General features: G+C 58.4%; 23 protein-coding genes. 13 read left to right on the forward strand and 10 right to left on the reverse strand.

Annotation, left to right across the window (positions count from 1 at the left end):
• Positions 1-56 precede the first annotated feature (56 nt).
• Complete coding sequence (locus tag IE123_RS05210; RefSeq protein ID WP_189515681.1) at positions 57-1,307, forward strand: dicarboxylate/amino acid:cation symporter; 1,251 nt, start codon at positions 57-59, stop codon at positions 1,305-1,307.
• Between the two features lie 46 nt (positions 1,308-1,353).
• Here the strand turns inward: IE123_RS05210 and cls are convergent, their stop codons facing one another.
• The 5 genes from cls to IE123_RS05235 all read right to left on the reverse strand — a co-directional run bounded on the left by cls (position 1,354) and on the right by IE123_RS05235 (position 6,822).
• Positions 1,354-2,775 (reverse strand): cardiolipin synthase, encoded by a 1,422-nt coding sequence (gene cls / locus IE123_RS05215; RefSeq protein WP_189515683.1) that lies wholly within the window; start codon positions 2,773-2,775, stop codon positions 1,354-1,356.
• A gap of 62 nt (positions 2,776-2,837) precedes the next feature.
• Positions 2,838-3,695, reverse strand: a complete 858-nt coding sequence (gene nei, locus IE123_RS05220; protein ID WP_189515686.1) for an endonuclease VIII — start codon at positions 3,693-3,695, stop codon at positions 2,838-2,840.
• A 103-nt stretch (positions 3,696-3,798) separates the two neighbouring features.
• Complete coding sequence (gene uvrB, locus IE123_RS05225; protein ID WP_189515688.1) at positions 3,799-5,829, reverse strand: excinuclease ABC subunit UvrB; 2,031 nt, start codon at positions 5,827-5,829, stop codon at positions 3,799-3,801.
• 327 nt (positions 5,830-6,156) lie between these two features.
• Complete coding sequence (locus IE123_RS05230) at positions 6,157-6,570, reverse strand: OsmC family protein (RefSeq protein ID WP_189515690.1); 414 nt, start codon at positions 6,568-6,570, stop codon at positions 6,157-6,159.
• Positions 6,571-6,630: 60 nt separating this feature from the next.
• The gene (locus tag IE123_RS05235; RefSeq protein ID WP_189515692.1) at positions 6,631-6,822 is read right to left on the reverse strand and encodes a heavy-metal-associated domain-containing protein; all 192 of its coding nucleotides are present in this window, start codon (positions 6,820-6,822) and stop codon (positions 6,631-6,633) included.
• Positions 6,823-6,973: 151 nt separating this feature from the next.
• On the opposite strand from IE123_RS05235, the gene ygfZ reads away from it, so the two are divergent.
• On the forward strand, positions 6,974-8,014 hold the full coding sequence (gene ygfZ, locus IE123_RS05240; protein WP_189515694.1) for a CAF17-like 4Fe-4S cluster assembly/insertion protein YgfZ: 1,041 nt from the start codon (positions 6,974-6,976) through the stop codon (positions 8,012-8,014).
• A 108-nt stretch (positions 8,015-8,122) separates the two neighbouring features.
• On the opposite strand, the gene mscL is transcribed toward ygfZ, so the two are convergent.
• The 3 genes from mscL to IE123_RS05255 all read right to left on the reverse strand — a co-directional run bounded on the left by mscL (position 8,123) and on the right by IE123_RS05255 (position 10,774).
• On the reverse strand, positions 8,123-8,623 hold the full coding sequence (gene mscL / locus IE123_RS05245; protein ID WP_189515696.1) for a large conductance mechanosensitive channel protein MscL: 501 nt from the start codon (positions 8,621-8,623) through the stop codon (positions 8,123-8,125).
• Between the two features lie 108 nt (positions 8,624-8,731).
• Entirely contained in the window at positions 8,732-10,318 is a 1,587-nt protein-coding gene (locus IE123_RS05250) for a peptide chain release factor 3 (RefSeq protein ID WP_189515698.1), read from the reverse strand.
• Positions 10,319-10,543: 225 nt separating this feature from the next.
• The gene (locus IE123_RS05255; RefSeq protein WP_189515700.1) at positions 10,544-10,774 is read right to left on the reverse strand and encodes a hypothetical protein; all 231 of its coding nucleotides are present in this window, start codon (positions 10,772-10,774) and stop codon (positions 10,544-10,546) included.
• Between the two features lie 208 nt (positions 10,775-10,982).
• On the opposite strand from IE123_RS05255, the gene IE123_RS05260 reads away from it, so the two are divergent.
• The 9 genes from IE123_RS05260 (at position 10,983) to IE123_RS05300 (ending at position 20,445) form a co-directional block, all read left to right on the forward strand.
• Complete coding sequence (locus IE123_RS05260; protein ID WP_189515702.1) at positions 10,983-12,281, forward strand: ATP-binding protein; 1,299 nt, start codon at positions 10,983-10,985, stop codon at positions 12,279-12,281.
• A 6-nt stretch (positions 12,282-12,287) separates the two neighbouring features.
• Positions 12,288-12,824 (forward strand): response regulator transcription factor, encoded by a 537-nt coding sequence (locus tag IE123_RS05265; RefSeq protein ID WP_189515705.1) that lies wholly within the window; start codon positions 12,288-12,290, stop codon positions 12,822-12,824.
• 53 nt (positions 12,825-12,877) lie between these two features.
• Entirely contained in the window at positions 12,878-13,693 is an 816-nt protein-coding gene (locus IE123_RS05270) for an inositol monophosphatase family protein (protein WP_189515707.1), read from the forward strand.
• Between the two features lie 95 nt (positions 13,694-13,788).
• Positions 13,789-15,597 carry a monovalent cation:proton antiporter-2 (CPA2) family protein gene (locus IE123_RS05275; RefSeq protein WP_189515709.1) on the forward strand — a complete coding sequence of 603 codons (1,809 nt, stop codon included), beginning with the start codon at positions 13,789-13,791 and terminating at the stop codon, positions 15,595-15,597.
• Between the two features lie 84 nt (positions 15,598-15,681).
• Entirely contained in the window at positions 15,682-16,524 is an 843-nt protein-coding gene (locus tag IE123_RS05280; protein ID WP_189515711.1) for a fructosamine kinase family protein, read from the forward strand.
• Between the two features lie 415 nt (positions 16,525-16,939).
• Positions 16,940-17,818 (forward strand): 1-acylglycerol-3-phosphate O-acyltransferase, YihG family, encoded by an 879-nt coding sequence (gene yihG, locus IE123_RS05285; protein ID WP_189515713.1) that lies wholly within the window; start codon positions 16,940-16,942, stop codon positions 17,816-17,818.
• Positions 17,800-18,657 carry a LysM peptidoglycan-binding domain-containing protein gene (locus IE123_RS05290; RefSeq protein ID WP_229819606.1) on the forward strand — a complete coding sequence of 286 codons (858 nt, stop codon included), beginning with the start codon at positions 17,800-17,802 and terminating at the stop codon, positions 18,655-18,657. The genes yihG and IE123_RS05290 overlap by 19 nt, the downstream gene beginning before the upstream one ends.
• The gene (locus IE123_RS05295) at positions 18,654-19,886 is read left to right on the forward strand and encodes a glycosyltransferase family 4 protein (RefSeq protein ID WP_189515715.1); all 1,233 of its coding nucleotides are present in this window, start codon (positions 18,654-18,656) and stop codon (positions 19,884-19,886) included. Before IE123_RS05290 ends, IE123_RS05295 begins: the two co-directional genes overlap by 4 nt.
• Entirely contained in the window at positions 19,876-20,445 is a 570-nt protein-coding gene (locus IE123_RS05300; protein WP_189515717.1) for a phosphatase PAP2 family protein, read from the forward strand. The genes IE123_RS05295 and IE123_RS05300 overlap by 11 nt, the downstream gene beginning before the upstream one ends.
• Positions 20,446-20,525: 80 nt before the next feature.
• Here the strand turns inward: IE123_RS05300 and gcvT are convergent, their stop codons facing one another.
• Together gcvT and IE123_RS05310 are read right to left on the reverse strand one after the other, a co-directional pair.
• Positions 20,526-21,641 (reverse strand): glycine cleavage system aminomethyltransferase GcvT, encoded by a 1,116-nt coding sequence (gene gcvT, locus IE123_RS05305; RefSeq protein ID WP_189515719.1) that lies wholly within the window; start codon positions 21,639-21,641, stop codon positions 20,526-20,528.
• A gap of 83 nt (positions 21,642-21,724) precedes the next feature.
• Complete coding sequence (locus IE123_RS05310; protein WP_189515721.1) at positions 21,725-23,098, reverse strand: alanine/glycine:cation symporter family protein; 1,374 nt, start codon at positions 23,096-23,098, stop codon at positions 21,725-21,727.
• A 334-nt stretch (positions 23,099-23,432) separates the two neighbouring features.
• Here IE123_RS05310 and gcvH point away from each other — a divergent pair, with 334 nt between their 5' ends.
• Positions 23,433-23,831 (forward strand): glycine cleavage system protein GcvH, encoded by a 399-nt coding sequence (gene gcvH / locus IE123_RS05315; protein ID WP_189515723.1) that lies wholly within the window; start codon positions 23,433-23,435, stop codon positions 23,829-23,831.
• A gap of 132 nt (positions 23,832-23,963) precedes the next feature.
• A complete protein-coding gene (gene gcvP, locus IE123_RS05320) occupies positions 23,964-26,855 on the forward strand; it encodes an aminomethyl-transferring glycine dehydrogenase (RefSeq protein ID WP_189515726.1) in 2,892 nt (963 codons plus the stop codon).
• Positions 26,856-26,871: the final 16 nt, after the last annotated feature.

Consider the following 26,871-nt stretch of genomic DNA (forward strand, 5'->3'; position numbering starts at 1 on the left):
AGGCTGCCTGTCCCTGAGCGGGCCATATTCCACGAAAGCAGAAAAGAGACAGACTCATGTCCAAAAGCACACATTCGCGCGTCGGCATCCCCCTGTGGCAGAAAATCATGGCAGGGCTCGTGCTGGGCGTCATTGCCGGTTGGTTGCTGGGCGAGCACGCTCGCTGGCTTTCCCCCATCGGTGAGCTTTTCATCAACGCCATCAAGATGCTGATCGTGCCGCTGGTATTCACCTCCCTGATCAGCGGCATCGTCTCCATGGGCGATCCGGGCAAGATGGGCAGAATCGGTGGCAAGGCCGTGGTGCTTTATTTGGTGACCACCGCCTTTGCCATTGCGTTGGGCATGCTGGCGGCCTTTATCCTTCAGCCCGGGACAGGCCTGGAGATGCAGATGGATAACAACGTCTCTCCGGGCGAGGCACCAACGCTTACCGAGATTCTGGTCGGGCTGGTTCCCACCAACCCGATCAGCGCCATGGTGGAAGGCAATATCCTGCAGATCATCGTCTTCGCCATTGCCCTTGGTATTTCGCTGGTATTGATCGGTGAGCGCGGTCAGCCGGCCATTCGCGTTATCGACTCTATCGCCGAAGCCCTCTACAAGCTGACGTCCCTGATCATGGCCTGCGCGCCCGTGGGCGTGTTTGCCCTGATTGCAGTCGTTGCCGGGCAGTACGGTCTGACCGTGCTGATTCCCCTGCTCAAGGTGATCGGCGTGGTCTATATCGCCTGCCTGCTTCATGTACTGGTGGTCTACAGCGGCCTTCTTGCCCTGCTGGCGAGGCTCAACCCGAAGCGCTATCTGACCGGCAGTCTGGATGCCATCGTGATTGCCTTTTCATCAGCCTCCAGTGCCGGGGCACTGCCCGTTTCCATTCGCTGTGCGCGTGAAAGGCTGGGGATCTCACAGGGCGTGGCAGGCTTTGTACTGCCGGTGGGCGCCACCATCAACATGGATGGCACCGCACTGTACATGGGCGTCGTTGCCCTGTTCGTGGCGCAGTTGACCGGCACCGATCTGAGCACGGCCGACTATGTCATGATCGTATTGACCGGCACCCTGGCCTCGATCGGTACGGCAGGCGTCCCCGGCGCCGGGCTGATCATGCTGTCGATCGTGTTTGCCCAGACCAATCTGCCGCTGGAGGCGCTTGGTCTGATTGCCGGCATTGACCGTATTCTGGATATGGCGAGAACCGCCGTGAACGTATCCGGTGACCTGATGGTGACAACACTGGTGGGCAAGAGCGAGCGCGAAATCGATCTGGATATCTACAACGGCAGGACAGCCGGCCAGGCCTCCTGACCCTCTATAGGGCAGCGCTCCTGCTGCCCTCCTTCGGCCTCACCGATCACTGGATCGGTGAGGCCAGATACGCTGCTCGCGCCGCCAGCTTGTGCCACAGCGGGCGCTTTTGGATCTCCTCCAGCGTCACCTGCCGGCAGTTGGCAAAGTCTTCTTCAAGCATTCGTGCCACATCAGCAGCAAACGCCTGATCCGCCACATAGGCCGTGACTTCAAAGTTGAGGCGAAATGAACGGTTATCCAGATTAACCGTCCCGACAGCGCTGGTGTGATCATCAATCAGGAAGGTCTTCTGATGCAGGAAACCAGGTTGATAACGGTATATTTTAACGCCCGCCCGAATCATTTCCCCCAGAAATGAGAAGGCTGACAAAAACACCAGCAAATGGTCCGGGCGCTCCGGCATCATGACCCGCACATCAACGCCCCGAAGCGCCGCCAGCTTGAGGGAGTCCTGTACGCCCTGATCCGGTACAAAATAGGGGCTGGTAATCCAGAAGCGTTCGTTGGCCTGGTTGATGGCATGCTGGATCAAGAGACTGGCGGTTTCCAGCGGATCGGATGGGCCGGAAGGGACGATCACCACGTGCTGGCGCGCCTCACCCGGTGCCTTGCGAGGGTGCCAGGCCAGCGACAGGATATCGCCGGTGGCCCAGTGCCAGTCCTCCCAGAAGGACTCCTGCAGCCCCAGTACCGCCGGTCCTGTCAGTTTCAGGTGGGTGTCACGCCAGTGCCCATGCTTTTTGCTTTCACCGCGATATTCAACGCCAACGTTCAGGCCACCTACCCAGCCCTGATGGCCATCAGCCACCATGATCTTGCGATGATTGCGGAAGTTGACCTGAAAGCGGTGCCGCCAGCCCTTTGAAGACCCAAAGGGGCTGACAGCGATTCCCGCCGCACGCAGCTCTTCGAAATAGCGATCCGGCATGGCATGCGAGCCGATTTCGTCATAAAGGAAAAAGACATGTACACCGCGCTCGGCGCAGTCGATCAGCCGCCGCTTGAGCGCCTGTCCCAGCGCATCGTTGCGCACGATAAAAAACTGAATGAGGACGTAATCCTCGGCCTGATCGATGCCCCGAAACAGACTTTCGAAGGTATCGTGGCCATTAATGAGCAGCTGGCAATGGTTGTCGCCGGTCATTGGCAGCATGGCAAGCCTTTCCACCGCGCGAAGCCGGGCATCCTCCGGATGGGCAAAGGCCGGCTCCACCAGCGTACGAAACTGGTCCAGCACGCGACGCAGTGACGTATCACGCTGCTCACGCGCCGAGACATAGCCATAAAAGCGCGGTCGGCCCAGAAACCAGTAAGCCGGAATCGCCAGATAGGGGAAGGTGATCAGGGAGATAATCCAGGCAATGGCGCCCTGGGAAGTACGACTCGACATCAGGGCCATGAGCCCCGAAAGCGCCCCCAGCAGATGCAGACAGATAATGAGCAGGCCGCCCAGCAAGGCTGTCATGTTGGGGTATCACCTTTGTCATTGAAGCAATGGGCGGAGCATAACCCACTATAACATTCGGGTCATTTTCCCTGACTGATATGCGCTGATGTAGACGTCATATCCTGCTGACAGTGCGGACAGAAATAGAACCGACGCGAAGCCACCATGATTCTTTCAATGGGCGTCCCACAGGCATGACACGGCAGCGTCGCGCGATTGAAAACGGCATGACGCCAGCACCCTCTTGGCTCGCCGGCCTCGATCATGGGCTCACGCCACACGCGCAGATTGGTCACCCCGGCATGGCGCCAGGCCCGCGCCGTCACCTCCAGGATCTTCTCCGCTAGTCGATATCTCTGTGTACTATCGAGATCCATCGGTCGGTAGCGCTCATGCAGTCCCGCGAAGAAGAGAATCTCCGAGCGTAAATAGTTGCCGATACCGGCATAGAAATGCTGATCCAGCAGCAGCGCACCCAGTCGGCGCCGCATGAAGCGCGGGCCTTGCAGGCGGGCCACAATATCCTCGGCACGGACATTGTGAGTGAGCAGATCAGGGCCCAGCCTTGATAAAAAAGGATGCTGATCAAGCTCCTCACGACGCCAGAGCGAGATATCAGAGGCGCTCATCAACCATGCCGAATGGGTCGCCGTACTCAGGCGCAGTCGTGGCGAGCGCTTGCCAACCGGTTCACTGTCACGACGCATGATGCGCCAGACCCCATAAAGCTGGTTGTGCGAATAGATGACATGGTCATCTTCAAAGCAAGTCAATAGCGCCTTGCCCCAGCTATCAACACGGGTCACCTTCTGCCCTTCAAGTCGTGCCTCAAAGGGCTTGAGATGGTCAAAGGCAAACCAGACATCTTCAATGGTACGCCCCGCCAGCACCTTGCCCAGCCGGTCGGCGATACGTCTTATTTCGGGTCCTTCCGGCATGTCATGACGTCCATTGTCAAAACGAATGATGGATAAGACGACGCCTGTCCCATGTCACAAGGTGTCACCAGGCACAAGGCAGGCGCGTGTTACTTCATTTCAGTTACTTCAGCTCGATCAGACGCGCATTGAGCGTCTGCATCTGATCACGCAGCGAGGCCGCCGTTTCAAACTCGAGATTCTGCGCTGCTTCATGCATGCGATCCTCGAGCCTTTTGATCTCGCGATTGACGTCATCAAGGCTCATCTGGCCGATGGCCTCAGGCGTATATTGCCCTTCGGCTTCGGCCACCTGACGATCGCCCTTGCGCTTGCTGCGTCGCGTACCCGGTGCCTGCGCGGCTTCCATGATATCGGCCACATTCTTGGTAATCGTGCGTGGCGTAATCCCATGTTCTTCGTTGAAGGCGACCTGCTTGTCGCGTCGACGCTGGGTCTCATCCATCGCCCGCTGCATTGATCCCGTGATGCGATCGCCGTACAGGATCGCCTTGCCATGCGCGTTACGCGCCGCACGACCGATGGTCTGGATCAGTGAACGCTCGGCACGTAGGAAACCTTCCTTGTCGGCATCCAGGATGGCCACCAGTGAGACTTCGGGGATATCCAGCCCCTCACGCAGCAGGTTGATGCCTACCAGTACATCGAACTTGCCCAGACGCAGATCGCGAATGATCTCGACACGCTCGACGGTATCAATATCCGAATGCAGATAGCGCACACGGATATCATGCTCGCCCAGATAATCGGTCAGATCCTCGGCCATCCGCTTGGTCAGGGTCGTGACCAGTACACGTTCGCCAACCTCAACGCGGGCACGCACCTCGGAAAGCAGATCGTCGACCTGAGTACTGGCCGGGCGCACTTCAATTTCAGGGTCCACAAGCCCCGTGGGGCGCACCACCTGCTCGACCACCTGCCCGGCATGCTCTTCCTCATACGGCCCGGGAGTCGCTGACACGAAAATGGTCTGCGGCAGAATGGCCTCCCACTCCTCGAACTTCATGGGGCGGTTGTCCAGCGCCGAGGGCAGTCGAAAACCATATTCGACCAGCGTTTCCTTGCGCGACCGGTCGCCCTTGTACATGCCGCCTACCTGCGGAACGCTGACGTGGGACTCATCGATAAACACCAGCGCATCATCGGGCAGGTAGTCAAAAAACGTGGGCGGTGCCTGCCCCGGGTCGCGTCCCGAAAGATAACGCGAGTAGTTCTCGATGCCGTTGCAATAGCCCAGCTCCAGCATCATTTCGATATCGTAGAGCGTGCGCTGCTCAAGACGCTGCGCCTCGACCAGTCGATCATGGTCCCGCAGATACTTGAGCCGCTCGGCAAGCTCTGCCTTGATGGAATCAATGGCGCTCAGGATCGTCTCACGCGGCGTTACGTAGTGTGTCTTGGGATAGATCGTCATCCGGGGCACCTTGCCGCGCACTTCACCCGTCAACGGATCAAACAGACTGATGGTATCGATCTCGTCATCAAAGAGCTCCACGCGCACGGCTTCATCCTCGGCGTCGGCCGGGAAGACATCGATGACATCACCACGTACCCGGTAGGTACCACGGCGAAAATCGGTGTCATTGCGCGTGTACTGAAGCTCCGCCAGCCGGCGCAGAAAGTCGCGCTGATTGATCAGTTCGCCACGGGTAAAGTGAAGCCGCATCTTCAGGTACTGATCCGGGTCACCCAGACCATAGATGGCTGATACCGATACCACGATCAAGGCATCGCGGCGCTCCAGCAGTGCCTTGGTGGCCGACAGGCGCATCTGTTCGATGTGATCATTGACCGAGGCATCCTTCTCGATGAAGGTGTCAGAAGACGGCACATAGGCCTCGGGCTGGTAATAGTCGTAGTAGGAGACGAAATACTCGACGGCATTATCGGGGAAAAAAGACTTGAACTCCCCGTAGAGCTGCGCCGCCAGGGTCTTGTTAGGAGCCATGACAATGGCCGGGCGCTGCAGGCGCTCCACTATATTGGCCATGGTAAAGGTCTTGCCGGAGCCGGTAACCCCCAGCAGCGTCTGATGTGCCAGTCCGGCATCGAGCCCCTTGATCAGGCCATCGATGGCGGCCGGCTGATCACCTGCCGGCTTGTAGTCGGAGGCAATGCGAAACTCACGATTCATGCGCACTCCGTGCAGGTAGCAGAGAGGTTGAAATATCCCGCGGCCACCGCACATACGCTGGCCGTATAGACGGCGTTCCCGCCGAAAGCGTAGTCGATATATAAAATGGCAGGGCAACGGAAAGCGCCAGAACTGGCGCCTGCAGAATATATGATGGCAGCCGATGGGTATTGCAAGGCGTGTCGTTCGATACAGCGACATGCCCTGCAACAGCCGGAAAGGAAAAGCGTTAAGGCGACAGCGCCGTATCAGAACCCAGAGGTTTTGCGCAGGCCCGGAGAAGATCATTGAGATAGCACGGTGTCGAGCAACTACCGAATATATGGCTCAGGCACCGCCCAGGTGAGCACGTGTGTCGATATCAATCTGCCCTGTCGTCATCAGCTTGTGAATCGGACACTGCTCGGCAATCTCCAGCAGCCGGTCACGGGCCTGAGCGCTCAGGTCGCCGATTAAACCAATATCCACCTGCAATCGATACTGTCCCGCTTGCTCGTCACTGCTGTCACGCGTCACCCGAATACTGACACCATCCAGCGGCATCTCCTTTTTGCGGGCATACATGATGAGTGTCAGCGCCTTGCAGGTGGCAAGCGAGACATCGAAATAGTCATGCGGGTCCGGCGCACTGCCGTCACCGCCGGCACTGACAGGTGCATCGGTATACAGCGCGTCATGATCGTTAAACACGATGCGCTGGCGCAGCGTGCCCTCGCGTTCTGTTTCGATAAGTATACTCATCGTCGCTTGCTCCCCCAGGCCGTATGGCCGGCATCACTGAGCCGCCGTTTTATTGTCCCTTCAACGCCTTGACGAAAACCCCAGCCTTTCGATGACCTCGGTCACGCGTCCAGGCTGAATGCGTCCTTCCACTTCGAGCCATTCACGGGCGACCTGAACGGTATCCACACCATCAAGTTCCATCAGGGCCGTAGTCAGCCGATTGACATCGTCGGCATCCTTCAGACCGCTGAGCGTAAATGTTAATGCCATGACGTCTTTTCTCCTGGGTAGTGATGCAATGATTGCGCCTGCTTGTAAAGTGATACCCTCGCCCAGATATGGCCTTTCATACCGGGACGGGCATCAGGCAGATCAACCCTGCGTCATTGACACCGTTTGCGCAAATTTTTCTGGAGTCACCATGAGCCATCCGCACTGGCAGACCTTTCTGCAGCATCAGTCAGCCGAGCCCTCGTTGCAACATCCGACAAACGCAGCCCCTGATCTGCTACATGCGACCGCTTTGGTATCCCTCGATGACCGGGTTGTGCTGGAAGTGCGCGGCCCCGACAGTGAAAAATTCCTGCAGGGCCAGACCAGCGCCTCCACGGCACACGCCACCTCGACCATCGCACCGCCAACGGTCTTTTGCACGCCCAAGGGGCGCGCCATTGCCAATGCACAGCTCATCAAGGCCGCTCCCGAGTGTTACTGGCTGCTGCTGGAGCGCAGCATTGCCGATGCCCTGCATCAGCATCTGGCCAAATATGCAGCGTTTTACAAGGCCGAGCTGACCCTGCGGGATGATCTGACCATTGCCGGCATCGCGGGTCAGCATACTCTTGAAACCCTTGGTGCACAGATCCCCGAATTGCCGCAGGCCGGCTGGGGCGTTCGCGTCAGAGTCGACGAAGAACTGGCCATCACTCGTCATCCTCACGACATGACGCGCCTGATTCTGATTGCCCCGGAGGAAAGACTGGCCACGCTCTGCCAGACAATGTCTGCTGAGCTGACGCTGGCGCCGGCCACGCTATGGCAGCGGCTGGATATCGAAGCCGGTCTTTTATGGCTGGACGAGCTTCAGCGTGAAAAGTGGCTGCCCCAGATGTTCAACTGGGAAGCGCTGGCGGGGATCAGCTTCAAGAAGGGCTGCTACACCGGACAGGAAGTGGTGGCCAGAGCGCATTACCGCGGTCAGGTCAAAAAACGCCTGATGCGGCTTTCGATGTCAGGAGATCAGGCACCGGCCGCGGGCACCGAGGTCAGTGATGCCGCCAGTGACAAGGGTCTGGGTGAAGTGGTTAGCAGCGCCCCGGCAGGCAACGATCATGTCGAACTACTGGCAGTGTTAACGCTCAAGGATGACATGCCGGCACTTGCCATCAACGGTCAGCCCGCGCACATGTTGCCGCTGCCTTACGCACTGGAGCGGCTTGATCCGGAAACCCTGTTGGATTGATGCTTTAACGGCGCCGGGTCATGACCCGGCGCCGCGTATTACTGGTTTGCTCCGCCACTGCTTCAACGCTGGTGTTTCGAAGCCTTGCCACCTACCGGGTAAAAGGCATCATGTTGTGGGCACTGTTGCCTTCGGAGAATCAAGCTCGGACGTGCAGCTTGGGCAACGCGTGGCCTCAATTGAAATGGGGGTAATGCAGTAGGGGCAGTTGCGCACGGTCGGAGCTGCTGCCGGCGCTTCATCCTTGTGTGCCCCCAGTTCGCGAATGCGGTGAATATTGCGAATCAGCACAAAACAGACCATGGCTACCAGAGTGAACGAGATCATGGCATTGAGGAAAATGCCGTAGTTGATCGTCACCGCACCAGCAGCCTGTGCATCCGCCAGCGTATTGTAGGGCCCTGCCGTTTGCGTACCGTCCTTGAGCACGAAAAACAGATTGGTGAAGTTGATGCCACCGGTAATCAGTCCCAACACCGGTGTAAAGATATCCTTGACCAGGCTATTGACGATGGCGGTAAAGGCCGAGCCAATGATGATACCCACCGCCAGATCCACCACGTTGCCCTTGACGGCAAAGTCGCGAAATTCCTTGAAAAACTTTGGCATACCACGTTCTCCCGGGACACATTGATACAGCTGCTGACCATCAGAAGGCCAGCAGCCATTCACTATAGCCAATCCTGAATTGGCCGGTACTCACCGGATGCGTGCACTTCAATGCTCGCGCGTGGCATCAAAGGAAAGATCGGGCCAGCGCTCCACCATCAACTGCAGATTGACCCGGGTAGGCGCCAGATAGGTGAGATGGCCGCCGCCATCAATGGCCAGGTTGGTACTGACCTTGTTGCGAAGCTCATCAATCTTGCGCTCGTCGCCATGAATCCAGCGCGCCGTCTGCACGTTGACCGGCTCATAGATGCAATCGACCTTGTACTCGTCCTTGAGACGGTGCGCGACCACATCAAACTGCAAAAGCCCAACGGCGCCCACGATCATGTCGTTGTTGTCCAGCGGCATGAAGACCTGGGTCGCCCCTTCTTCCGAGAGCTGCTGGAGCCCCTTCTGGAGCTGCTTGGTCTTGAGCGGGTCCTTCAGACGGACGCGACGAAAAAGCTCGGGGGCAAAGTGCGGGATACCGGTGAAGCGCATCTGCTCACCGTTGGAGAAGGTATCACCAATCTGGATGGTGCCGTGGTTATGCAGGCCAATGATGTCGCCGGGCCATGCTTCCTCGACCTGGGCACGATCCGCGGCCATGAAGGTCAGGGCATCAGCAATCTTGACGTCCTTTTTGATGCGCACATGATGCATTTTCATGTTGCGCTCATATTTGCCCGAACAGACTCGTAAAAACGCAATACGGTCACGGTGACGCGGATCCATGTTGGCCTGAATCTTGAACACAAAACCGGTAAAGCTGCCATCGGCAGCGGTCACTTCACGCGTGTCGGTATCGCGGGGCTGGGGGGACGGCGCATATTCGACAAAGCCGTCGAGCATTTCACGTACACCAAAATTACCCATGGCCGTACCGAAAAAGACCGGCGTCAGCTCACCATGGCGGTAGGCTTCCAGATCGAACTCGTGAGAGGCACCGCGCACCAGCTCGATCTCGTCACGCAACTCGGCCGCCTGGGCAGCCCCGAGAAGTTCGTCTACTTCGGGGTTGTCGAGGCCCTTGATCTGAACATCATCCGGAATGCGATTGCCCTGCCCCTGCTTGTAGACATGGAGGGTGTCATTGACCAGGTGATAGACACCGCGAAAGTGACGTCCCATGCCCACAGGCCATGTCACCGGGGCGCAGGCAATATTGAGAACCGTCTCGATCTCGTCCATGACCTCAACGGGGTCACGCGTATCGCGATCCATCTTGTTGATGAAGGTCAAAATGGGCGTGGTACGCAGTCGACAGACTTCCATCAGCTTGATCGTGCGATCCTCGACACCCTTGGAGCCGTCCACCACCATCAATGCCGAGTCCACCGCCGTCAGCGTCCGGTAGGTATCTTCCGAGAAATCCTCGTGTCCAGGGGTATCGAGCAGATTGACCATGCGCCCCTTGTAGGGAAACTGCATGACAGACGTTGTCACGGAGATACCGCGCTCCTGCTCCATCTTCATCCAGTCAGAGGTGGTGGTGCGTTCCTGGCGCTTGCTCTTGACCGCGCCTGCCACCTGAATGGCATTACCAAAGAGCAGCAGCTTTTCGGTAATGGTGGTCTTGCCCGCGTCAGGGTGAGAAATGATCGCAAACGTTCTGCGAAGGCTGGCTTCCTGGGCGATTCGGGTATCTGTCATCGATGCTTCATTAGTCATTGTGTACACAGTCTGTACGTGAACGGATTTGTTCATATTCTACAGGCAGTGCCAACGACGGGGATAGAAGCCCTGACGCATCCATACCTGACTGGCCCAAAAGACGCCCTGAAGCGCCACTAGGAAGCAGGAAATGACGCAGACAAAAAAACCGACCCCATTCAGGGTCGGCTTTCTGGTGCAAGCTGTACGCTGATCATCTCAACGTCAGGGCTGATAAGGCGGGGTCTGCTCTGGCGGTACCTCGGGGGGCGGCTGCGACGGCGGTGGATCCTGCAGGGGCGGCTCTTCCATCGGTGGCTCCTGGATCGGCGGCTCATGCGGCTGCGGCGGTTCCTCGGGCGGCGTGTGCGGCTCCGGGTCCGGCGGCTGAATCGGCGGCTCACTCATGGCCATGCAGGGAGCAGGGCCGGTTTCAATACGGGATTGCGTCATCATGATCATTTCCTCCTTCGAGGCGCTTGAACCGGGCGGGCGTTCAAGGAAGGCTCCCTGTGCCCACACCGCTTCATTCACGTTAGGCACGATCTGCTCGCAACGCCAGTACCCTTGTTTCCTGTAGCCGGCGGCCATTCTTTACTCCACGCCCCTGCAGTGATTGCGATATTATTGACACACAACGATACATTCTCCGCTCTGGAACCTCATGACGCAGGCACTACTGCTGACCACACCAGCCCGTAACCTGGTACGGCTGACCATTGCCCGTGGTATTACCTGGACCTGTTTTCTGGTCGTGATCCTCTTTGGCATCGAGGTCATGAACTTCAAGCTCAGGATCGTGCCGATCATTGCCATTATCGTCGCCATGGGACTTTTCAACGTGGCGACCTGGTGGCGGCTGGGCCAGACACGCCAGGTCACGGACATCGAATACCTGATTCACCTGCTCATCGATGTGGCTGGCCTGACCCTGATCTTTTATTACACCGGCGGGGCCACCAACCCGGCCATTACCTACTATCTGATTCCCGTAGCCATGGCCGCCGCCACGCAGCCCTGGCGCCATGCCTGTGTTACTGCCGCCTCTGCACTTGTCGCCTACTCGATGCTCATGCTCTTTTTCGAGCCGGTGCCGGAACTTCGCCATACGATCGGCGACAGTCTTTTGACGCTCAACGTACTGGGCATGTGGCTCAACTTTGCCCTGTGTGCAGGGCTGATTACCTTCGTGATCTTTCGCATGGCCGACACCCTTCGCCAGCGAGACCGGATGCTGTCCCGCACGCGTGAGGCAGCTCTGCGCAATGAGCAGATTCTCGCCGTGGCCAGCCAGGCCGCGGGTACGGCCCATGAGCTTGGCACGCCGCTTTCCACCATGATCATGCTGATCGACGAGATGAAAGCCGAGCCTGTCACCGATACCCAGCGCGCCGATCTTGATCTGCTGCGCAGCCAGGTCGATACCTGCAAGCGTCATCTTCGCGAGCTGGTGGCCAGTGCCGAGCGCCGCCAGAGCGACCCGCCAGCGCGTGTCAACGCCGCCAGCTGGCTTGAAGCGCTGATTCAGCGCTGGCTGGTCATGCGGCCTGATGTTACCCATCAGCTGCATATCGACCATCGCGCGATCACATTGATGGCAGATCCAACGCTGGATCAGGCCATCATGAACCTGCTCAACAATGCCGCTGATGCCAACCCGCACAATATCGCCATTACGCTTGGTGAAAGCTCACTCAAGGAAAACAGGCGCCAGGTCGTCATCTCGATTGTCGATCATGGGCCGGGGATTTCGATGGAGATTGCCAGCCGCATGGGAGAAAGCTTTATCTCCGGGCGATCCAGAGGGCTGGGGATCGGCCTTTTTCTGACTCATTCGACGCTGGACCGCTTCGGCGGCAGCGTCAGTCTTTACAATCAGACTGAAGGGGGCACGCTGACCGAAGTCAGGCTGCCACACCCGGACACCGACCCGGCATCGCCCTCTTCACGCTTACGGGAATGACACCTCATGCACGAAAAGGCTTCCTTTCTGGTCGTTGACGACGACCCCGTATTTCGCCAGATCATGGAGCGCGCCCTGACGCGCCATGAATTTGATGTCATGGTCGCGGCGACCGTCGAAGAAGCGCGGCAGCTGGCGCAGCGGCGCCCGCCGGAATACGCCACGCTGGATCTAAAGCTTGAAGAGAGCTCGGGTCTGCAGTTTCTGCCTACGCTACTCTCGATCAGCCCCGCCTGCCGAGTCGTGATACTCACCGGCTATTCCAGCATCACGACCGCGGTCGAGGCGATCAAGCTGGGCGCCGTGAACTATCTCTGCAAGCCGGTCGAGGTGAGCGAGGTGCTGCAGGCACTGGATGCCCAGGAAGGCAACCCGGATGCCGAGATTGCCGAGAATCCGCCCTCCGTCAACCGACTGACCTGGGAGCATATCCAGCGCGTTCTGCAGGATAACGATGGCAATATTTCGGCGACCGCCCGCAGTCTGGGCATGCACCGACGCACCCTGCAGCGCAAACTGCAAAAACGACCGGTCAAGCGCTGACCCCCGATACGCCAGCAACCCATCTTTCAAGACGATACCTGACAGGAGTTTGCATGACGCTCGAAGAACGCCTTGAAGAGGCTACCCGCATCGCCCACGAAGCAGGACGTCGTATCAAGGCGGCACGCGAGGGAGGCAGCCTTCAACGCAACATCAAGCATGGCAATGAACTGGTCACCGACATCGATGTTGCCGTCGACCGCTATATCAGTGAGCAGCTGGACTCGCTGTTTCCGGGCGAGGCACGCCTGACCGAGGAGCTTTCACCGGATCGCCACGATCTCGGCGATGAAAAGCCCCTGTGGGTCGTGGACCCCATCGACGGCACCGTCAACTTTGCCCATGGCCATCACCATGTCGCGGTTTCCATCGCATGGGTCGACCGGGGACGTGTTCAGGTGGGCGTCGTCCACGCGCCCTTTCTGGAGGAGACCTTCACTTCGATTCGCGGCCGGGGAGCATGGTGCAACGATGAGCCGATCTCGGTCAGTGGCACACGCGAGCTTGATTCATCCCTGATTGGTACCGGCTTTCCGTATGATCGTGATGCCCGTTTTCCGCTGCTCAGACGCCTGCACGCCGTGCTGGAAAACTGCCGCGACATTCGCCGCAACGGTGCTGCCGCACTCGATCTGTGCGCCGTAGCCTGTGGTCGACTGGATGGCTACTATGAAAGCAGCTCCCCCTGGGACTTTGCAGCGGGGCTTTTGATCGCCCGGGAAGCCGGCGCCCGTACCGGTCATGTCTATGAATGTCCGGAAGGCATTTCTGCCGAGCTTTATGGTGAAAACCTGCTGGTGTGTACGCCGGAGATCTACTCACCCCTGAAAGCGCTGATCAAAAAGGCCGATAGCGGGCAGTACCGCTGATCTTCCGTCATCGGCAGCACTGATAGACCGGGTAAAGGTCATGATGTCTTTGCCCGGCCCGCTACGCTGGTCTGCACTGCCTGGAACCTACTGCCATGCACTTTCTGCTTGAAGCCACCGTCATACTGGGGGCTGCCGTACTGGCGGTGCCGCTGTTTGCACGGTTCGGGCTGGGATCGATACTGGGTTATCTGTGTGCCGGTCTGATTCTGGGCCCTTCAATCAGCGGCTTTATTGCCGACCCGGAATCCGTGCTGCACTTTTCCGAAATTGGCGTGGTCATGCTGCTGTTCGTGATCGGGCTGGAGCTGGAGCCTGCCCGGCTCTGGCGCCTGCGCGGACGCCTTTTCGGCCTTGGCAGCCTGCAGCTTTTTCTCACCGGCCTTTTACTCACACCGCTTGGGTTCATGCTGGGACTGGGACAGGCTGCCTCCATCCTGCTCGGCCTGACGCTGGCGTTGTCCTCCACGGCCTTTGCCCTGCAGCTTCTTACCGACCATCAGCATCTTGCCAGTCCCCATGGCCAGACAGCCTTCGCCATCCTGCTGTTTCAGGACCTGGCCGTTATCCCCCTGCTGGCACTGCTGCCCGTGTTTGCCGGTAATTCGGATGTCGAAAACAACAATCTATGGCTGACGATCGGCACAACCACCGCCATCGTGGCCGCTACGCTGCTGGTGGGTCGCTTTATTTTTCCGCGGGTGCTGCGTCTCGTCGCTCGCAGCGAAGTTCATGAAGTCTTTACGGCCGCGGCCCTGTTGATGGTGCTGGGGACAGCCTGGGTCATGGAGGAAGCCGGCCTTTCCATGGCGCTGGGCGCCTTTCTGGCCGGCGTATTGCTGGCAGATACACCCTATCGCCACGAGCTTGAAGCCAATATTGAACCCTTCAAGGGCATTCTGCTCGGTCTGTTCTTCATCTCGGTCGGCATGTCGGTCGACCTGGTGCTGGTCATGCACAATCTGCTGACCGTGCTGGGCATCACTGTCGCCATTCTGGTCGTCAAGATACTGGTGCTGTGTGTAATAGGTCTGATTGCCCGTCTGCCTCGCCAGAACATTCCGCGCCTGGCTGCGGTGATCGCCCAGGGCGGCGAGTTCGATTTCGTGTTGTTAACCACGGCCGTGGCTGCCGGTGTCTTTGAACAGCGTATTGCCAGTCTGTGTATCGCGGCCGTGACGATTTCGATGGCCTGTACGCCCTTTCTTTACACACTGGGAAGTCGTCTCGGCAATCGCCTGAAACCTGCAAGAAGCTGGGACAACCAGTTCCCCGATGATGACCCACCGGTGATCATTGCAGGCCTTGGGCGCTTTGGTCAGATGGTGGCACGCGTTCTCAAGATGCAGAACGTGCGCTTTACGGCGCTGGATCCCAACATTCGCCAGGTGGAATTCATCCGCCAGTTCGGCTCACGCATCTATTACGCCGATGCTACCCGGCTGGAACTTCTTCGCTCGGCGGGGCTTGATCGTGCCCGCATGCTGATCATCTGTGTGGATGACGAGCAGGCAGCACTGACCATTGCGCGTCTGGCGCGAGAAAATTATCCCGACCTGAGTATCCATGCCCGTGCCCGTAACCGCCATCATGCCTGGCGCCTGCAGGAGATGGGCGTGGAAGTCGTCGTACGGGAAACCTTTGCGGCCAGCCTTGAGCTGTCTCAGGAGGTGCTGGTCGGACTGGGCTATCCCAGCGCCAGCGCCAGTCAGGCGGTCAGGACCTTTCGCGATTTTGATATGCGTCTGTTTGAAGAGTCCTACCAGTATCGCAACGACAACGCCCAGCTGCTCGAAAGCGACCGGGCCGCCATGGAAGAGTTCTACAAGCTCTTTCAAAGCGAGGAAAGGCCCCAGCGGGATACCCCACGGCAGAAGCATCACGAGGAAGATGGCCCCGACTAGGACACCGTTGCCTGACCCGATGACAGCCCATGGCGCTGCTACGCTGGGAAGACCTTTTCCATGTCGACACAGGAGCGAAGCGCCATGACACCATCCACGCCCCAGGAAACGCTCGAGATACTGGGCATCAGTGCCACAACATCTCCCGAACCACTCAGCGGTGGGGATATCGGTCAGGTCTGGCGCGTGACAACGCCGCAGGGGGATGTGCTGGTCAAGCATGCCAACCCGGCAGGGCTCGAGGCAGAAGCAGACGGCCTGAAAGCCCTGCTTGCGGCAGACACCGGCCTGATCATTCCGGAGATTGTGGGCGCGCTGCCGGGCGCGCTGGTCATGAGCTATCTGCCGCCCGCCCGGCCCGACCAAAAGGCACATGAGGCCTTCGGCCGCGGGCTTCGCGCCCTGCATGCCCATACCAGCACCGAGCACGGCTGGCATCGCGACAATTTCGCCGGTACCACACCACAGATCAACACCGGTCATGACGACGGGCGCGTTTTTCAGCGCGAGTGCCGTCTGCTGCCGCTGGCTGAACGATGCCTGCGGAAAAGGCGCATGGATCACACACTGTTCGATCAGCTCTCAAACGTTGCCAATGCGCTGGAGAGCTGGCTGCCAGACGCACCGGCAAGTCTGGTCCATGGTGATCTGTGGTCCGGCAATGTGCACTTCAGCACGCAGGGTCCTGCCCTGATAGACCCGGCCGTCTACCGCCACTACCCCGAAGCGGATCTCGCCCTGCTGGAGCTTTTCGGCAGCCCCGCAGATGCCTTTTACGAGGCCTATTGGGATGGCGACACTCCCGATGACTGGCCGCGCCGACGCGCCCTTTTTCAGCTCTACCCGCTGCTGAATCATCTCTATATGTTTGGCGGCAGTTACGCTCAGGGCGTGCGCTCGGCCATGGCACAGCTGCCCGGGGCCTGAACGTTACCACCCTGGCAATGACATCCACTCATTGGGGCAAACTCAAGCTCGAGTGAGTGGGATGCAGGAAGCGATACGGTATCAAAAAACGTCTTCAATCCTTCGAACCACAAACTGTACGCCAGGCGAGGCGCCGCCATTCCAACGGGCGCTGCTGTAGAAGTGCCTTTAGCGGTCGCCTGAGCACCGTTTCATGATCAAGATGTGCCAATTCATAAAACATATCGAGATAACGGTATAAATTAAAAATCACAAGCCTGTTGTTACTCGTACCGCACCATCGGGGTTGGTGCTGCTGCAATTTCACCGGCAGACGGCCATGGCAGTGGCCAAGCCCGGCCTGCGTCATCCTTGTACTGGGCCCAACGCAGTCGATCCATTAGGATACGGGCACTGCAACAAGGATCAGGACACCATGGCATGGCTCAAGGGCATCATTAGTATCGTGCTGCTGGTCGGCAATACGCTTTTCTGGGGCATTCCGCTGGTGGTATTAAGTCTGCTCAAGCTGGCGCTTCCCTTTCGCGCAGTGCAAAGACAGCTACTCAAGGGACTCAACCGGATCGCCAGCCTCTGGATTGCAACCAATAATCTCTGGATACGCCACTGGCTCAAGCCGGATTGGCATATCTCGCTCCCACAGACGCTTTCCAGGGATCGTCACTGGCTCGTGATCGCCAATCATCGCAGCTGGACTGATGTCTTTGTCATGCTGTACGCCCTGCATGAGCACCTGCCCATGCCCCGTTTTTTCATCAAGCGTGAGCTCATCTGGGTGCCCATTCTCGGGCTGGCCTGGTGGGCGCTTGAATTCCCCATGATGCGTCGCTACTCCGCCAGCCAGCTTAAGCGTCGTCCACATCTGGCAAAACACGATCTGCGTGCCACTCAAAAACTGCTGACCCATATCGACCGTACGCCTGTTACCATTTACAACTTTGCCGAAGGCACGCGTTTTACCCGGACCAAACATGAACAGCAGCAAAGCCCCTATCAACATCTGCTCAAACCCCGCGCCGGCGGCTGCGCTCAGGTCATGACCATGATGGGCCATGAACTCTCCGGTATCATCGATATCACCATTGACTACCAATACGGGCGGCCGCGCTTTAGGGATTTTCTGTGTGGACGAAGCGCCAGGATCTCCCTGATGGCAAGACGGCTGGACATTCCCGGCTGGATGCCTGGCGGGGATTACCTCAATGACACGCATCACAGGGAACGCTTTCAGGCATGGATCAACGCACTATGGCAGGAAAAGGATCAGCAGCTCTCATGTACTACCGTTTCCTGATTCTTTTAGTGCTCCTTTTACTCGTCGGCTGCGCAGGTCGTAGCACCGGCGGTGGCGGTGAGGCGGGCTATGTCACCGTCCAGCGAGGGGATACCATGAGCGCCATTGCACGCAAGGCAGGCATTCCCCTGTTGCGTCTGCAACGCTTCAATCCGGGTGTCAGGGCCAACGACATGCGTATCGGACAGCAGTTGATGCTGCCCGGGCGTCAGGAGCGCGCCCCGGGTGATGGCCAGTATCGCTACGCCGTCAGAAGCGGCGATACGCTGGGACGTATCGCCAGCCACTTTGCCACCTCCAGCAGCCGTATCAGCGCTGCCAACCGCGGCATCGATCCCAACCGATTGCGTATCGGTCAGATGCTGACCGTCCCGGTCGGCAATGCCTCAGCCGCCGCTGCCTCTCGCGCTACCGGTACTGCAGGCGCTCAATCCACGCCAGCGCCAGCAAGCGCGCTGCCAAAGGGAGCTGGCCCATGGGCATGGCCCCTGCGTGGCGGCCAGGTGCAGCGCGAATTCGGCAAGGATGGTCGTGAAGCCCTGCAGCCCATGCTGATTTCCGCCGGCAGTGATCACACTGCCCGTGCCGTGGCATCCGGCACTGTGCGCTTTGCTGGCACCATGCGTCAGCTGGGCGGAGTCGTGATCATCCATCACGACAAGAACCTGCAAAGCGTGTATGCCCAGTGCGCGCAGATCAATGTCAGTAATGGCCAAGGCATCAGCACAGGCACCCCAGTTTGTGAAGTACGGCGTGACGCTGGTACCGGTCGTCATGATCTTCTCTTTGATACACGCAATGCCGGACGTCCCTTTAATCCCAGGCAGATTATGCGATGACACGCGACACAAGAACGTCACCTGATCGCCCCGTGACCGTCATCAATGATGACCATACTGGCATCCAACACGATAGCGCCCGAGCATCTCTCAGGGTTGCCTTTGTCAGCGAAACCTGGGCGCCCGAGATCAATGGCGTCACGCACACGCTTGGCCACCTTTCGCGCCACCTCAAAACGTGCGGGGCGTCCCTGCAGCTGATTCGCCCTCGCCCTCGGGAGTCCCATCATGACGCGCTCATGAGCGAGGAGCTGCAGGTGGGCGCCATTCCCATTCCGGACTACGACGGGGTCAGCATGGGATTTCCGGCCTCACGCAGAATTGCCGGGCTGTGGAAGACGCATCGCCCCGACGTGGTGTATATCGCCACCGAAGGGCCGCTTGGTCTTTCTGCCCTTAACCAGGCGCGCAAAATGGGTATTCCCGTGATCAGCGGCTTTCATACCAATTTTGACCAGTACAGCCGACACTACATCATGCTGAAAGTGCTCAGCCCGCTGGTAAGGCCCTTTCTTCGACGCTTTCATAACCGCTCGACCATGACCCTGGTACCGACCAAAGCCCAGGCTGACAAACTCACCCAATATGGTTATGACAATGTTAAGGTGCTGAGTCGAGGGCTTGATTGTGAGCGTTTTTCGCCCCGCCAGCGTGACACTTCGCTGCGCGCCCAATGGGGCGCTGACGACGATACGCCTGTTGCCCTGCACGTCGGGCGCCTGGCGGCCGAGAAAAATGTGCTGCTGCTGATCGATACACTGGAGGCCATGCGCAAGCGTCAGCCGAATCTCAAGGCAGTGCTGGTGGGCGATGGGCCACAGCGCGCGCTGTTGGAAAAGCGCCTGCCCTGGGCACATTTCGCGGGCTTTCAACGCGATCAGGCGTTGGCCAGACATTATGCCAGCGCCGATATTTTCCTGTTTCCGTCACTATCGGAAACCTTTGGCAACGTTGTTACCGAGGCAATGGCCAGTGGACTTGCCGTTGCGGCCTTTGACTATGCCGCTGCAGGTGAGCTGATTTGTGAGGGTATACACGGTAAGCTTGCCGCCCCTGACAAACCGGCGCAGTTCATCGAGGCCGGTGTAGCACTTTGTGGCGACATGCCATCTGCCCGAAAGATGGGCCGTACTGCCTGTGAGCGGGTACACACACTGGGCTGGCCAAAGATTGGCGATGCCTTTATTGACTATCTGCTTCAGGCACAGGAGGTGAACGATGGCAGGTGAACGACTTATTCCGGTATTCAAAAGGCTCGATACGCTGGAATGGAAAGCGTGTAATCGGCTGGCCCGTCTTGGCGCCTATCGTCCGCTGCTTTTCGTATTGCGCTGGGCAAGCCGCCTGGGTGATGCCCCCGCATGGATTGTCATGTGCCTGAGTATCCCGCTGCTGACACAGTGGTGGTATGGCTGGTTTCTGGGGGTCTGCTTCGGTCTTTCAGCAGCCGTGGGCGGTATTCTCTATCGCCTGCTCAAGAATCGGCTGTGCCGTGAGCGTCCTTATATTTCCTTTGAAATCCCCTGCACCATGCCGCCGCTGGATCGCTACAGCTTTCCAAGCGGACATACGCTTCATGCCGTGATGTTTACTACGCTGGCGGCCCTGTTCGTGCCTCAACTGCTGATTGTGGTCGCGCCCTTTGCCGTACTGGTCATGCTGTCGCGAGTCATCCTGGGCCTTCACTACATTACCGATGTGGCGGCCGGTGCGCTGATTGGTTTTGTGCTGGCGCACGGTACAGCGCTGGTCATCGTGGCCCTGCGCGGCATGCTGTTTGGCATGTAGATTCAAAACCGTCAGGGCACATTACCCGCCTGTGGCCTGCACTCAAGCCCTGCGTACTGACGCAGGGCTTTTTTGTGGTTTCAGCCGCGATAATGCCGAGGCGTTACGAAGGGCATCGGTGTAATGGTCATGTCCAGCCGACGACCACGCACTTCTGCCTGTAGCGTCTGCCCAAGCTCATGGTACTCACGCTTGATATAGCCCATGGCCACGGGAGCGCCGACCGAAGGGCCGAACGTGCCCGAGGTTACTTCACCGACGGGATCACCTTTCATGTCATACAGTTTGGCACCTTCTCGAACCGGCGCCCTGCCATTGGCCTTCAGCCCTGCTCTGACACACTCGGTGTCCTGATCATTTTGCTGGGTGAGGATGACATCCGCGCCCGGGAATCCACCCTCACGCTCGCCGCCCCGGCGTCGTGCCTTACCGATGGCCCAGCCCAGCGAGGCTTCAACGGGCGTGGTCTCCTTGTCCATGTCATGGCCATAGAGGCAGAGCCCTGCTTCGAGGCGCAACGAGTCACGCGCACCCAGACCAATGGGCGCTACTTCCTCCTGATCCAGCAGCCATTCGGCAATGGCCATGGCGCCCTGGGCCGGAATCGACAGTTCAAAACCATCTTCTCCGGTATAGCCCGAGCAGCTGATCCACAATTCATGCCCCATGACATCAAAACGACCATGCTGCATGAAGGTCAGATCGGCGGCTTCAGGACACAGCCTGCGCATCACTTCACGTGCCATGGGCCCCTGAAGCGCCAGCAGGGCGCGGTCCTCGATGACCTCAAGCTCGCCCTCTTCTCCCAGGCCACTTCTCAGCAATGCAGCATCCGATGCACGGCAGGCAGCGTTAACGACCAGGTAAAGATGATCTCCGGCATTGACCGCCATGAAATCATCATGGATACCACCGGTACTGCTGGTAAAAAGCCCGTAGCGCTGACGCCCGGGTGCAATCCCCACGGCATCAATGGGAGACACCCGCTCCAGCGCATGTGCCGGCCGACTTCCACGAATCAGCATCTGCCCCATGTGGGAGACATCAAACAACCCACACTGGCTGCGCGTATGCTCATGCTCCCGCTTGATCCCCATGTCGAACTGGACAGGCATTTCGTAGCCGGCAAAGGGCACAAATTTAGCCCCGCGCTGTTGCCAGAGCGTATAAAGCGGCGTTCGATGCAGGGTTGACATAAATCCTCCAGACCCGATTCATGAATGAATACTGTTGACTGTTCATGGCCGTCATCTGCAACGGCCATGTACCCGCAGCCGACTTATTGCTGACGACGATCGGTGGATGGCCCGTTGAGATTGGCAAAATGCTCCCGGGTCAGCTTGAAAACAACCGGCGACAGGAGGGCCAGCGCAATCAGGTTGGGGATGGCCATCAGCGCGTTAAAGGTATCCGCCAGCAACCAGATGAAATCAAGATGTGCCATCGCTCCTACAGGAATCGCCAGCACAAAGGCAATTCGATAAAAGCGCGCAGCCCGGCTGCCAAAAAGATACTGGAAACATCGTTCCCCGTAGTAGGACCAGCCCAGAATGGTGGTAAAGGCAAAAATCGCCAGCGCAATGGCCACGATATAGTCTCCCGGTCCCGGCAGCGCGGTACGAAAGGCCAGTGACGTCAATGAAGCGCCCGAATCACCTTCAAGCCACTGCCCGGAGGTCACGATCGCAAGTGCCGTGATCGAACAGACCACGATGGTATCGATAAAGGTTCCCAGCATGGCCACCATACCCTGGCGCACCGGACTGTTGGTCTGCGCCGCAGCATGCGCAATGGGCGCACTGCCAAGGCCTGCTTCGTTGGAGAAAACCCCGCGCGCCACACCAAACCGAATGGCGGCCGCAACCGCTGCACCGGCAAAACCACCGGCAGCAGAAATGGGTGTAAAGGCGTGCTTGATGATCAGCCAGAACGCTTCGGGAATGGCCGTGAAATTGATGGCCAGTACGACCAGGCCTGCCAGCAGGTAGGCCACGGCCATGAATGGCACCAGTCGGCCGGCAACGCTGGAAATACGCTGGATCCCGCCCAGAATGACGGCACCTGCCAATACCATGATGACCAGACCGGTCACCCATGTAGGGATGCTGAAAGAGGTAGACAGCGCATCGGCGACCGAGTTGGCCTGTACGGTATTGCCAATGCCGAACGAGGCCAGTATTCCAAACAGGGCAAACAGCACGCCCAGCCAGGCGTAGCGTTTGCCCAGGCCGTTTTTGATGTAATACATCGGCCCGCCCACGAAATTGCCTCGATCATCACGTTCGCGATAGCGCACGGCGCAGACCGCTTCAGCATACTTGGTAGCCATGCCCACCAGCGCCGTCATCCACATCCAGAACACGGCGCCCGGTCCACCCAGCGCGATGGCGGTGGCGACTCCGGCAATGTTACCTGTACCGATAGTGGCCGAAAGCGAGGTCATGAGCGCATTAAACGATGAGATCTCGCCGCTGTCCTTTTCACCCGGGGCACGTCCCTGCCACAGCAGGGCAAAGGCTCGACCGATATTACGCACCGGCATGCCCTTGAGCCCTATCTGCAGATAAAGCCCTACCCCCAGCAGCAATATCAGCATCAGTGGCCCCCAGACCACGCCATTGATACCTTCCACCAGTCCTTGCACAGCTTCCATGGCCCATTTTCCCTGATTCGTTATTGAAGTCATTGTTCGTCGAACGACAGAGACGCCGGCGAGTCATGAAAATTTACAGGCTGGCCCTGCCAATGTCATGACAAGCCTTGCCGAAGGCAGAGGTTTTTCGTGCCAGCCCCTTTTAGTCCTTGATTGGCAACGTTACGATAAGCAAAAAGTTTCCGATCGGAAACACGCCGGCATAACAAACCCCCCGGCCCGCAATCAGCAGTGGACGAGCAAGCTGGCTGAAGCCACCCTATAGGCAGGTCAGCCTCGTTATCTCCGGGATGTTTCGCCATCCGTCATCTTGGCATTGAACAGGACATATAATATGAGCCAGATCCCCACTAATCTCCGCTATTCGGACAGCCACGAATGGGTCCAGGACAATGGCGATGGTACGGTCACCATCGGCATCACCGACCATGCTCAACACGCCCTTGGCGATGTGGTATTCGTGGAGCTTCCCGAGGTTGGCAGCACTATCACCACCGGTGAGGAGTTCGGTGTGGTTGAATCAGTCAAGGCTGCCTCCGACCTTTACGCCCCCTTGAGCGGCGAAGTTATTGGTATCAATACGCTGCTCGAAGACGCGCCGGAAAGTCTCAATGAAAGCCCCTATGACGATGCCTGGCTGATCAAGATTCGTCTGGCAGAGCCCGATGAACTCGAATCACTGATGGATGCCGACAGCTATACCGAGCTTGTCGCCAACGAAGCAAACGACTGATAGCGTTTTTTACTGACACCACGAGGCTGACCTCCTCGCTGTTGTCAGAAAGGATCACCTGATCGTCGCTCGACCATCTACCGGCCGTGCCCTGCTGTGACACTTTCTGACACTTCATCCTACGGATATCTCATGGCCGCTGATTCTCGCTCGCTGGACGAACTCCTTGTGCATGATGCGTTTATTGCCCGTCATATCGGGGTCGATGCCACGGCACGCCACCATATGCTCAAGGCACTTGGCGCCGATACGATGGCCGAACTGATTTCGCATGCCATTCCTCACGACATTCGCCTTGAGGGCGAGCTGAATCTGGCTGAACCCGTTTCTGAGCTGTCAGCGCTGACACGTCTGCGCCGTCTCATGAATACCAACCAGGTCATGAGAAACCATATTGGGACCGGTTATTACGGTACCGTGATGCCTGCCGTCATTGCGCGCAATGTGCTGGAAAACCCGGGCTGGTACACGGCATATACGCCCTATCAGCCCGAGATTGCTCAGGGACGTCTTGAAGGGCTTCTCAACTTCCAGCAGATGGTCATGGACATGACCGGCATGGCGCTGGCCAACGCCTCATTGCTGGATGAAGCGACTGCAGCGGCCGAGGCCATGGCGCTGTGTAAACGTGCCAATCGAAAAAACAAAAGCTCGGCCTTTTTTGTGGCCGACCACGTCTTTCCGCAGACGCTGGACGTCGTGCGTACGCGTGCCCGCTGGCTTGGTCTTGAAGTAATCGTGGACAGTGCCGAGCGGCTTGATCAGTACGATGTCTTCGGCGCACTGCTGCAATATCCGGCCGAGGATGGCAACGTGACGGATCTCGGCGCACTCATCGAACGCGCCCATGAACGTCATGTCATGGTTGCCATCGCCACTGATCTGCTGGCTCTGGCGCTTTTGAAGACGCCCGGAGAGATGGGCGCCGATATCGCTCTAGGGTCAGCCCAGCGATTTGGTGTACCCATGGGCTTTGGTGGCCCGCATGCCGCCTTTTTTGCCGTCAACGATGATCTCAAGCGCGCCATGCCCGGACGTGTAATCGGCGTTTCCCGCGACCGTCACGGCAAGCCCGCCCTGCGCATGGCGATGCAGACGCGTGAGCAGCACATCCGTCGCGAAAAGGCGACGTCCAATATTTGTACGGCTCAGGCACTGCTGGCCAATATTGCAGGTTTTTATGCGGTCTATCATGGCCCCGAGGGTATTCGCACCATTGCGACACGCGTCCATCGGATGGCCTGCATTCTGGCCAGCGGTCTGGCAGACAGCAGTGTCAGCGTTGAAAACGAGCACTTCTTCGATACGCTCACGCTGCGTGTTGATAAGCCATCAGCACTGCGTCATCGTGCCGAAGCAGCCGGTCACAACCTGCGCTACCGAGAAGATGGCCGCGTGGGCATCAGTCTGGATGAGACCACCACGCCAGAAGATCTCGAGGCGCTTTTCACTATCCTGCTGGGTGAACAGCATGGACGTGATGTCGCAGATATTGACCGTGAGCTTCGCCTGGCCGGTCACCAGCTGCCCGAAGCCTGCCTGCGCCAGTCGGATTTTCTGACACACCCGACCTTCTCGCGCTATCACAGCGAAACCGAGATGCTGCGCTACCTGAAGCGTCTTGAAAATCGCGACCTGTCGCTTACGCACGCCATGATCCCGTTGGGTTCATGCACCATGAAGCTCAATGCCACCAGTGAAATGGTCCCGCTGTCATGGACCGAGTGCGCCGATATTCATCCCTTTGCACCCGAGGAACAGGTGTCGGGCTACATGACGATGATCGGCGAACTGGGTGACTATCTGATTGAAGTAACCGGTTACGATGCCATCTCCATGCAGCCCAACTCCGGGGCGCAGGGCGAGTATGCCGGCCTTCTGGCCATTCGCCGCTATCAGCAGTCGATCGATCAGGGGCACCGGCACATCTGCCTGATTCCGTCATCGGCGCACGGCACCAATCCGGCATCGGCGGCCATGACCAGCATGAAGGTGGTGGTAGTGGAATGCGATGCCAACGGCAACATTGATCTCAACGATCTACAGGCAAAGGCCGAAAAACACAGTGATGAACTGTCGGCCATCATGCTGACCTACCCTTCGACCCATGGTGTGTTCGAGGAAGGCATTCGCAAGGCATGCGACATCGTGCACCAGCACGACGGGCAGGTGTATATCGATGGCGCCAACATGAATGCCCAGGTCGGCCTGTGTCGGCCGGGCGACTATGGCGGCGACGTCTCGCATCTCAATCTGCACAAGACGTTTTGTATTCCCCACGGTGGCGGTGGCCCGGGTATGGGTCCAATCGGCGTCAAGGCCCATCTGGCGGACTATCTGCCGGGTCATGTCCACCGTCCGGGTCATACGCACTTTGAAACCGGCACTGCCGTCTCCGCGGCCGCTTTTGGCAGCGCGCTGATCCTGCCCATTTCATGGGCCTACATTGTCATGATGGGGGCACGAGGGCTGCGCGAGGCCAGCGAAAACGCCATCCTGAATGCCAACTACATCGCGCATCGCTTGAGTGAGCACTACAGCGTGCTCTATCGTGGTAAAGAGGGACATGTGGCCCATGAGTGCATCATCGACATTCGTCCGCTCAAGGCCACCAGCGGCATCGATGAAGAGGATATTGCCAAGCGCCTGATGGATTACGGCTTTCATGCCCCGACCATGTCCTTTCCGGTAGCAGGCACCCTCATGATCGAGCCAACCGAGTCCGAATCGCGCCAGGAACTGGACCGTTTCTGCGAGGCCATGATCGCCATTCGTGAAGAGATTCGCGCCATCGAGCAGGGTGACGCGGCACGCGATAACAACGTACTAATCAATGCCCCGCATACGCAACAGGACCTGTACCGCGATGAATGGCCCTACCCTTATTCACGCGAGCAGGCCGCCTTTCCTACCCAGGCGACAAAATCGGCCAAGTTCTGGCCCAGCGTCAACCGGGTCGACAACGTCTACGGCGATCGCAATCTGATCTGCAGCTGCCCAAGCATTGATGACTATCGTGATTGAGCACCCCTGATGCATC

This window comes from Kushneria pakistanensis (genome assembly GCF_014652795.1).
GTDB lineage: Bacteria > Pseudomonadota > Gammaproteobacteria > Pseudomonadales > Halomonadaceae > Kushneria > Kushneria pakistanensis.

Bases quoted from the DNA above. Each gene is read 5' to 3' on its own strand.
- uvrB (WP_189515688.1), bottom strand. From the start codon at position 5,829: ATGAATCGTGAGTTTCGCATTGCCTCCGACTACAAGCCGGCAGGTGAT.
- IE123_RS05210 (WP_189515681.1), top strand. From the start codon at position 57: ATGTCCAAAAGCACACATTCGCGCGTCGGCATCCCCCTGTGGCAGAAA.
- IE123_RS05275 (WP_189515709.1), top strand. From the start codon at position 13,789: ATGCACTTTCTGCTTGAAGCCACCGTCATACTGGGGGCTGCCGTACTG.
- IE123_RS05235 (WP_189515692.1), bottom strand. From the start codon at position 6,822: ATGGCATTAACATTTACGCTCAGCGGTCTGAAGGATGCCGACGATGTC.
- IE123_RS05230 (WP_189515690.1), bottom strand. From the start codon at position 6,570: ATGAGTATACTTATCGAAACAGAACGCGAGGGCACGCTGCGCCAGCGC.
- gcvP (WP_189515726.1), top strand. From the start codon at position 23,964: ATGGCCGCTGATTCTCGCTCGCTGGACGAACTCCTTGTGCATGATGCG.
- IE123_RS05295 (WP_189515715.1), top strand. From the start codon at position 18,654: ATGACACGCGACACAAGAACGTCACCTGATCGCCCCGTGACCGTCATC.
- IE123_RS05270 (WP_189515707.1), top strand. From the start codon at position 12,878: ATGACGCTCGAAGAACGCCTTGAAGAGGCTACCCGCATCGCCCACGAA.
- yihG (WP_189515713.1), top strand. From the start codon at position 16,940: ATGGCATGGCTCAAGGGCATCATTAGTATCGTGCTGCTGGTCGGCAAT.
- IE123_RS05265 (WP_189515705.1), top strand. From the start codon at position 12,288: ATGCACGAAAAGGCTTCCTTTCTGGTCGTTGACGACGACCCCGTATTT.
- IE123_RS05310 (WP_189515721.1), bottom strand. From the start codon at position 23,098: ATGGAAGCTGTGCAAGGACTGGTGGAAGGTATCAATGGCGTGGTCTGG.
- mscL (WP_189515696.1), bottom strand. From the start codon at position 8,623: ATGCCAAAGTTTTTCAAGGAATTTCGCGACTTTGCCGTCAAGGGCAAC.
- gcvH (WP_189515723.1), top strand. From the start codon at position 23,433: ATGAGCCAGATCCCCACTAATCTCCGCTATTCGGACAGCCACGAATGG.
- IE123_RS05250 (WP_189515698.1), bottom strand. From the start codon at position 10,318: ATGACAGATACCCGAATCGCCCAGGAAGCCAGCCTTCGCAGAACGTTT.
- IE123_RS05255 (WP_189515700.1), bottom strand. From the start codon at position 10,774: ATGATGACGCAATCCCGTATTGAAACCGGCCCTGCTCCCTGCATGGCC.
- ygfZ (WP_189515694.1), top strand. From the start codon at position 6,974: ATGAGCCATCCGCACTGGCAGACCTTTCTGCAGCATCAGTCAGCCGAG.
- nei (WP_189515686.1), bottom strand. From the start codon at position 3,695: ATGCCGGAAGGACCCGAAATAAGACGTATCGCCGACCGGCTGGGCAAG.
- IE123_RS05280 (WP_189515711.1), top strand. From the start codon at position 15,682: ATGACACCATCCACGCCCCAGGAAACGCTCGAGATACTGGGCATCAGT.
- gcvT (WP_189515719.1), bottom strand. From the start codon at position 21,641: ATGTCAACCCTGCATCGAACGCCGCTTTATACGCTCTGGCAACAGCGC.
- IE123_RS05300 (WP_189515717.1), top strand. From the start codon at position 19,876: ATGGCAGGTGAACGACTTATTCCGGTATTCAAAAGGCTCGATACGCTG.
- IE123_RS05260 (WP_189515702.1), top strand. From the start codon at position 10,983: ATGACGCAGGCACTACTGCTGACCACACCAGCCCGTAACCTGGTACGG.
- cls (WP_189515683.1), bottom strand. From the start codon at position 2,775: ATGACAGCCTTGCTGGGCGGCCTGCTCATTATCTGTCTGCATCTGCTG.
- IE123_RS05290 (WP_229819606.1), top strand. From the start codon at position 17,800: ATGTACTACCGTTTCCTGATTCTTTTAGTGCTCCTTTTACTCGTCGGC.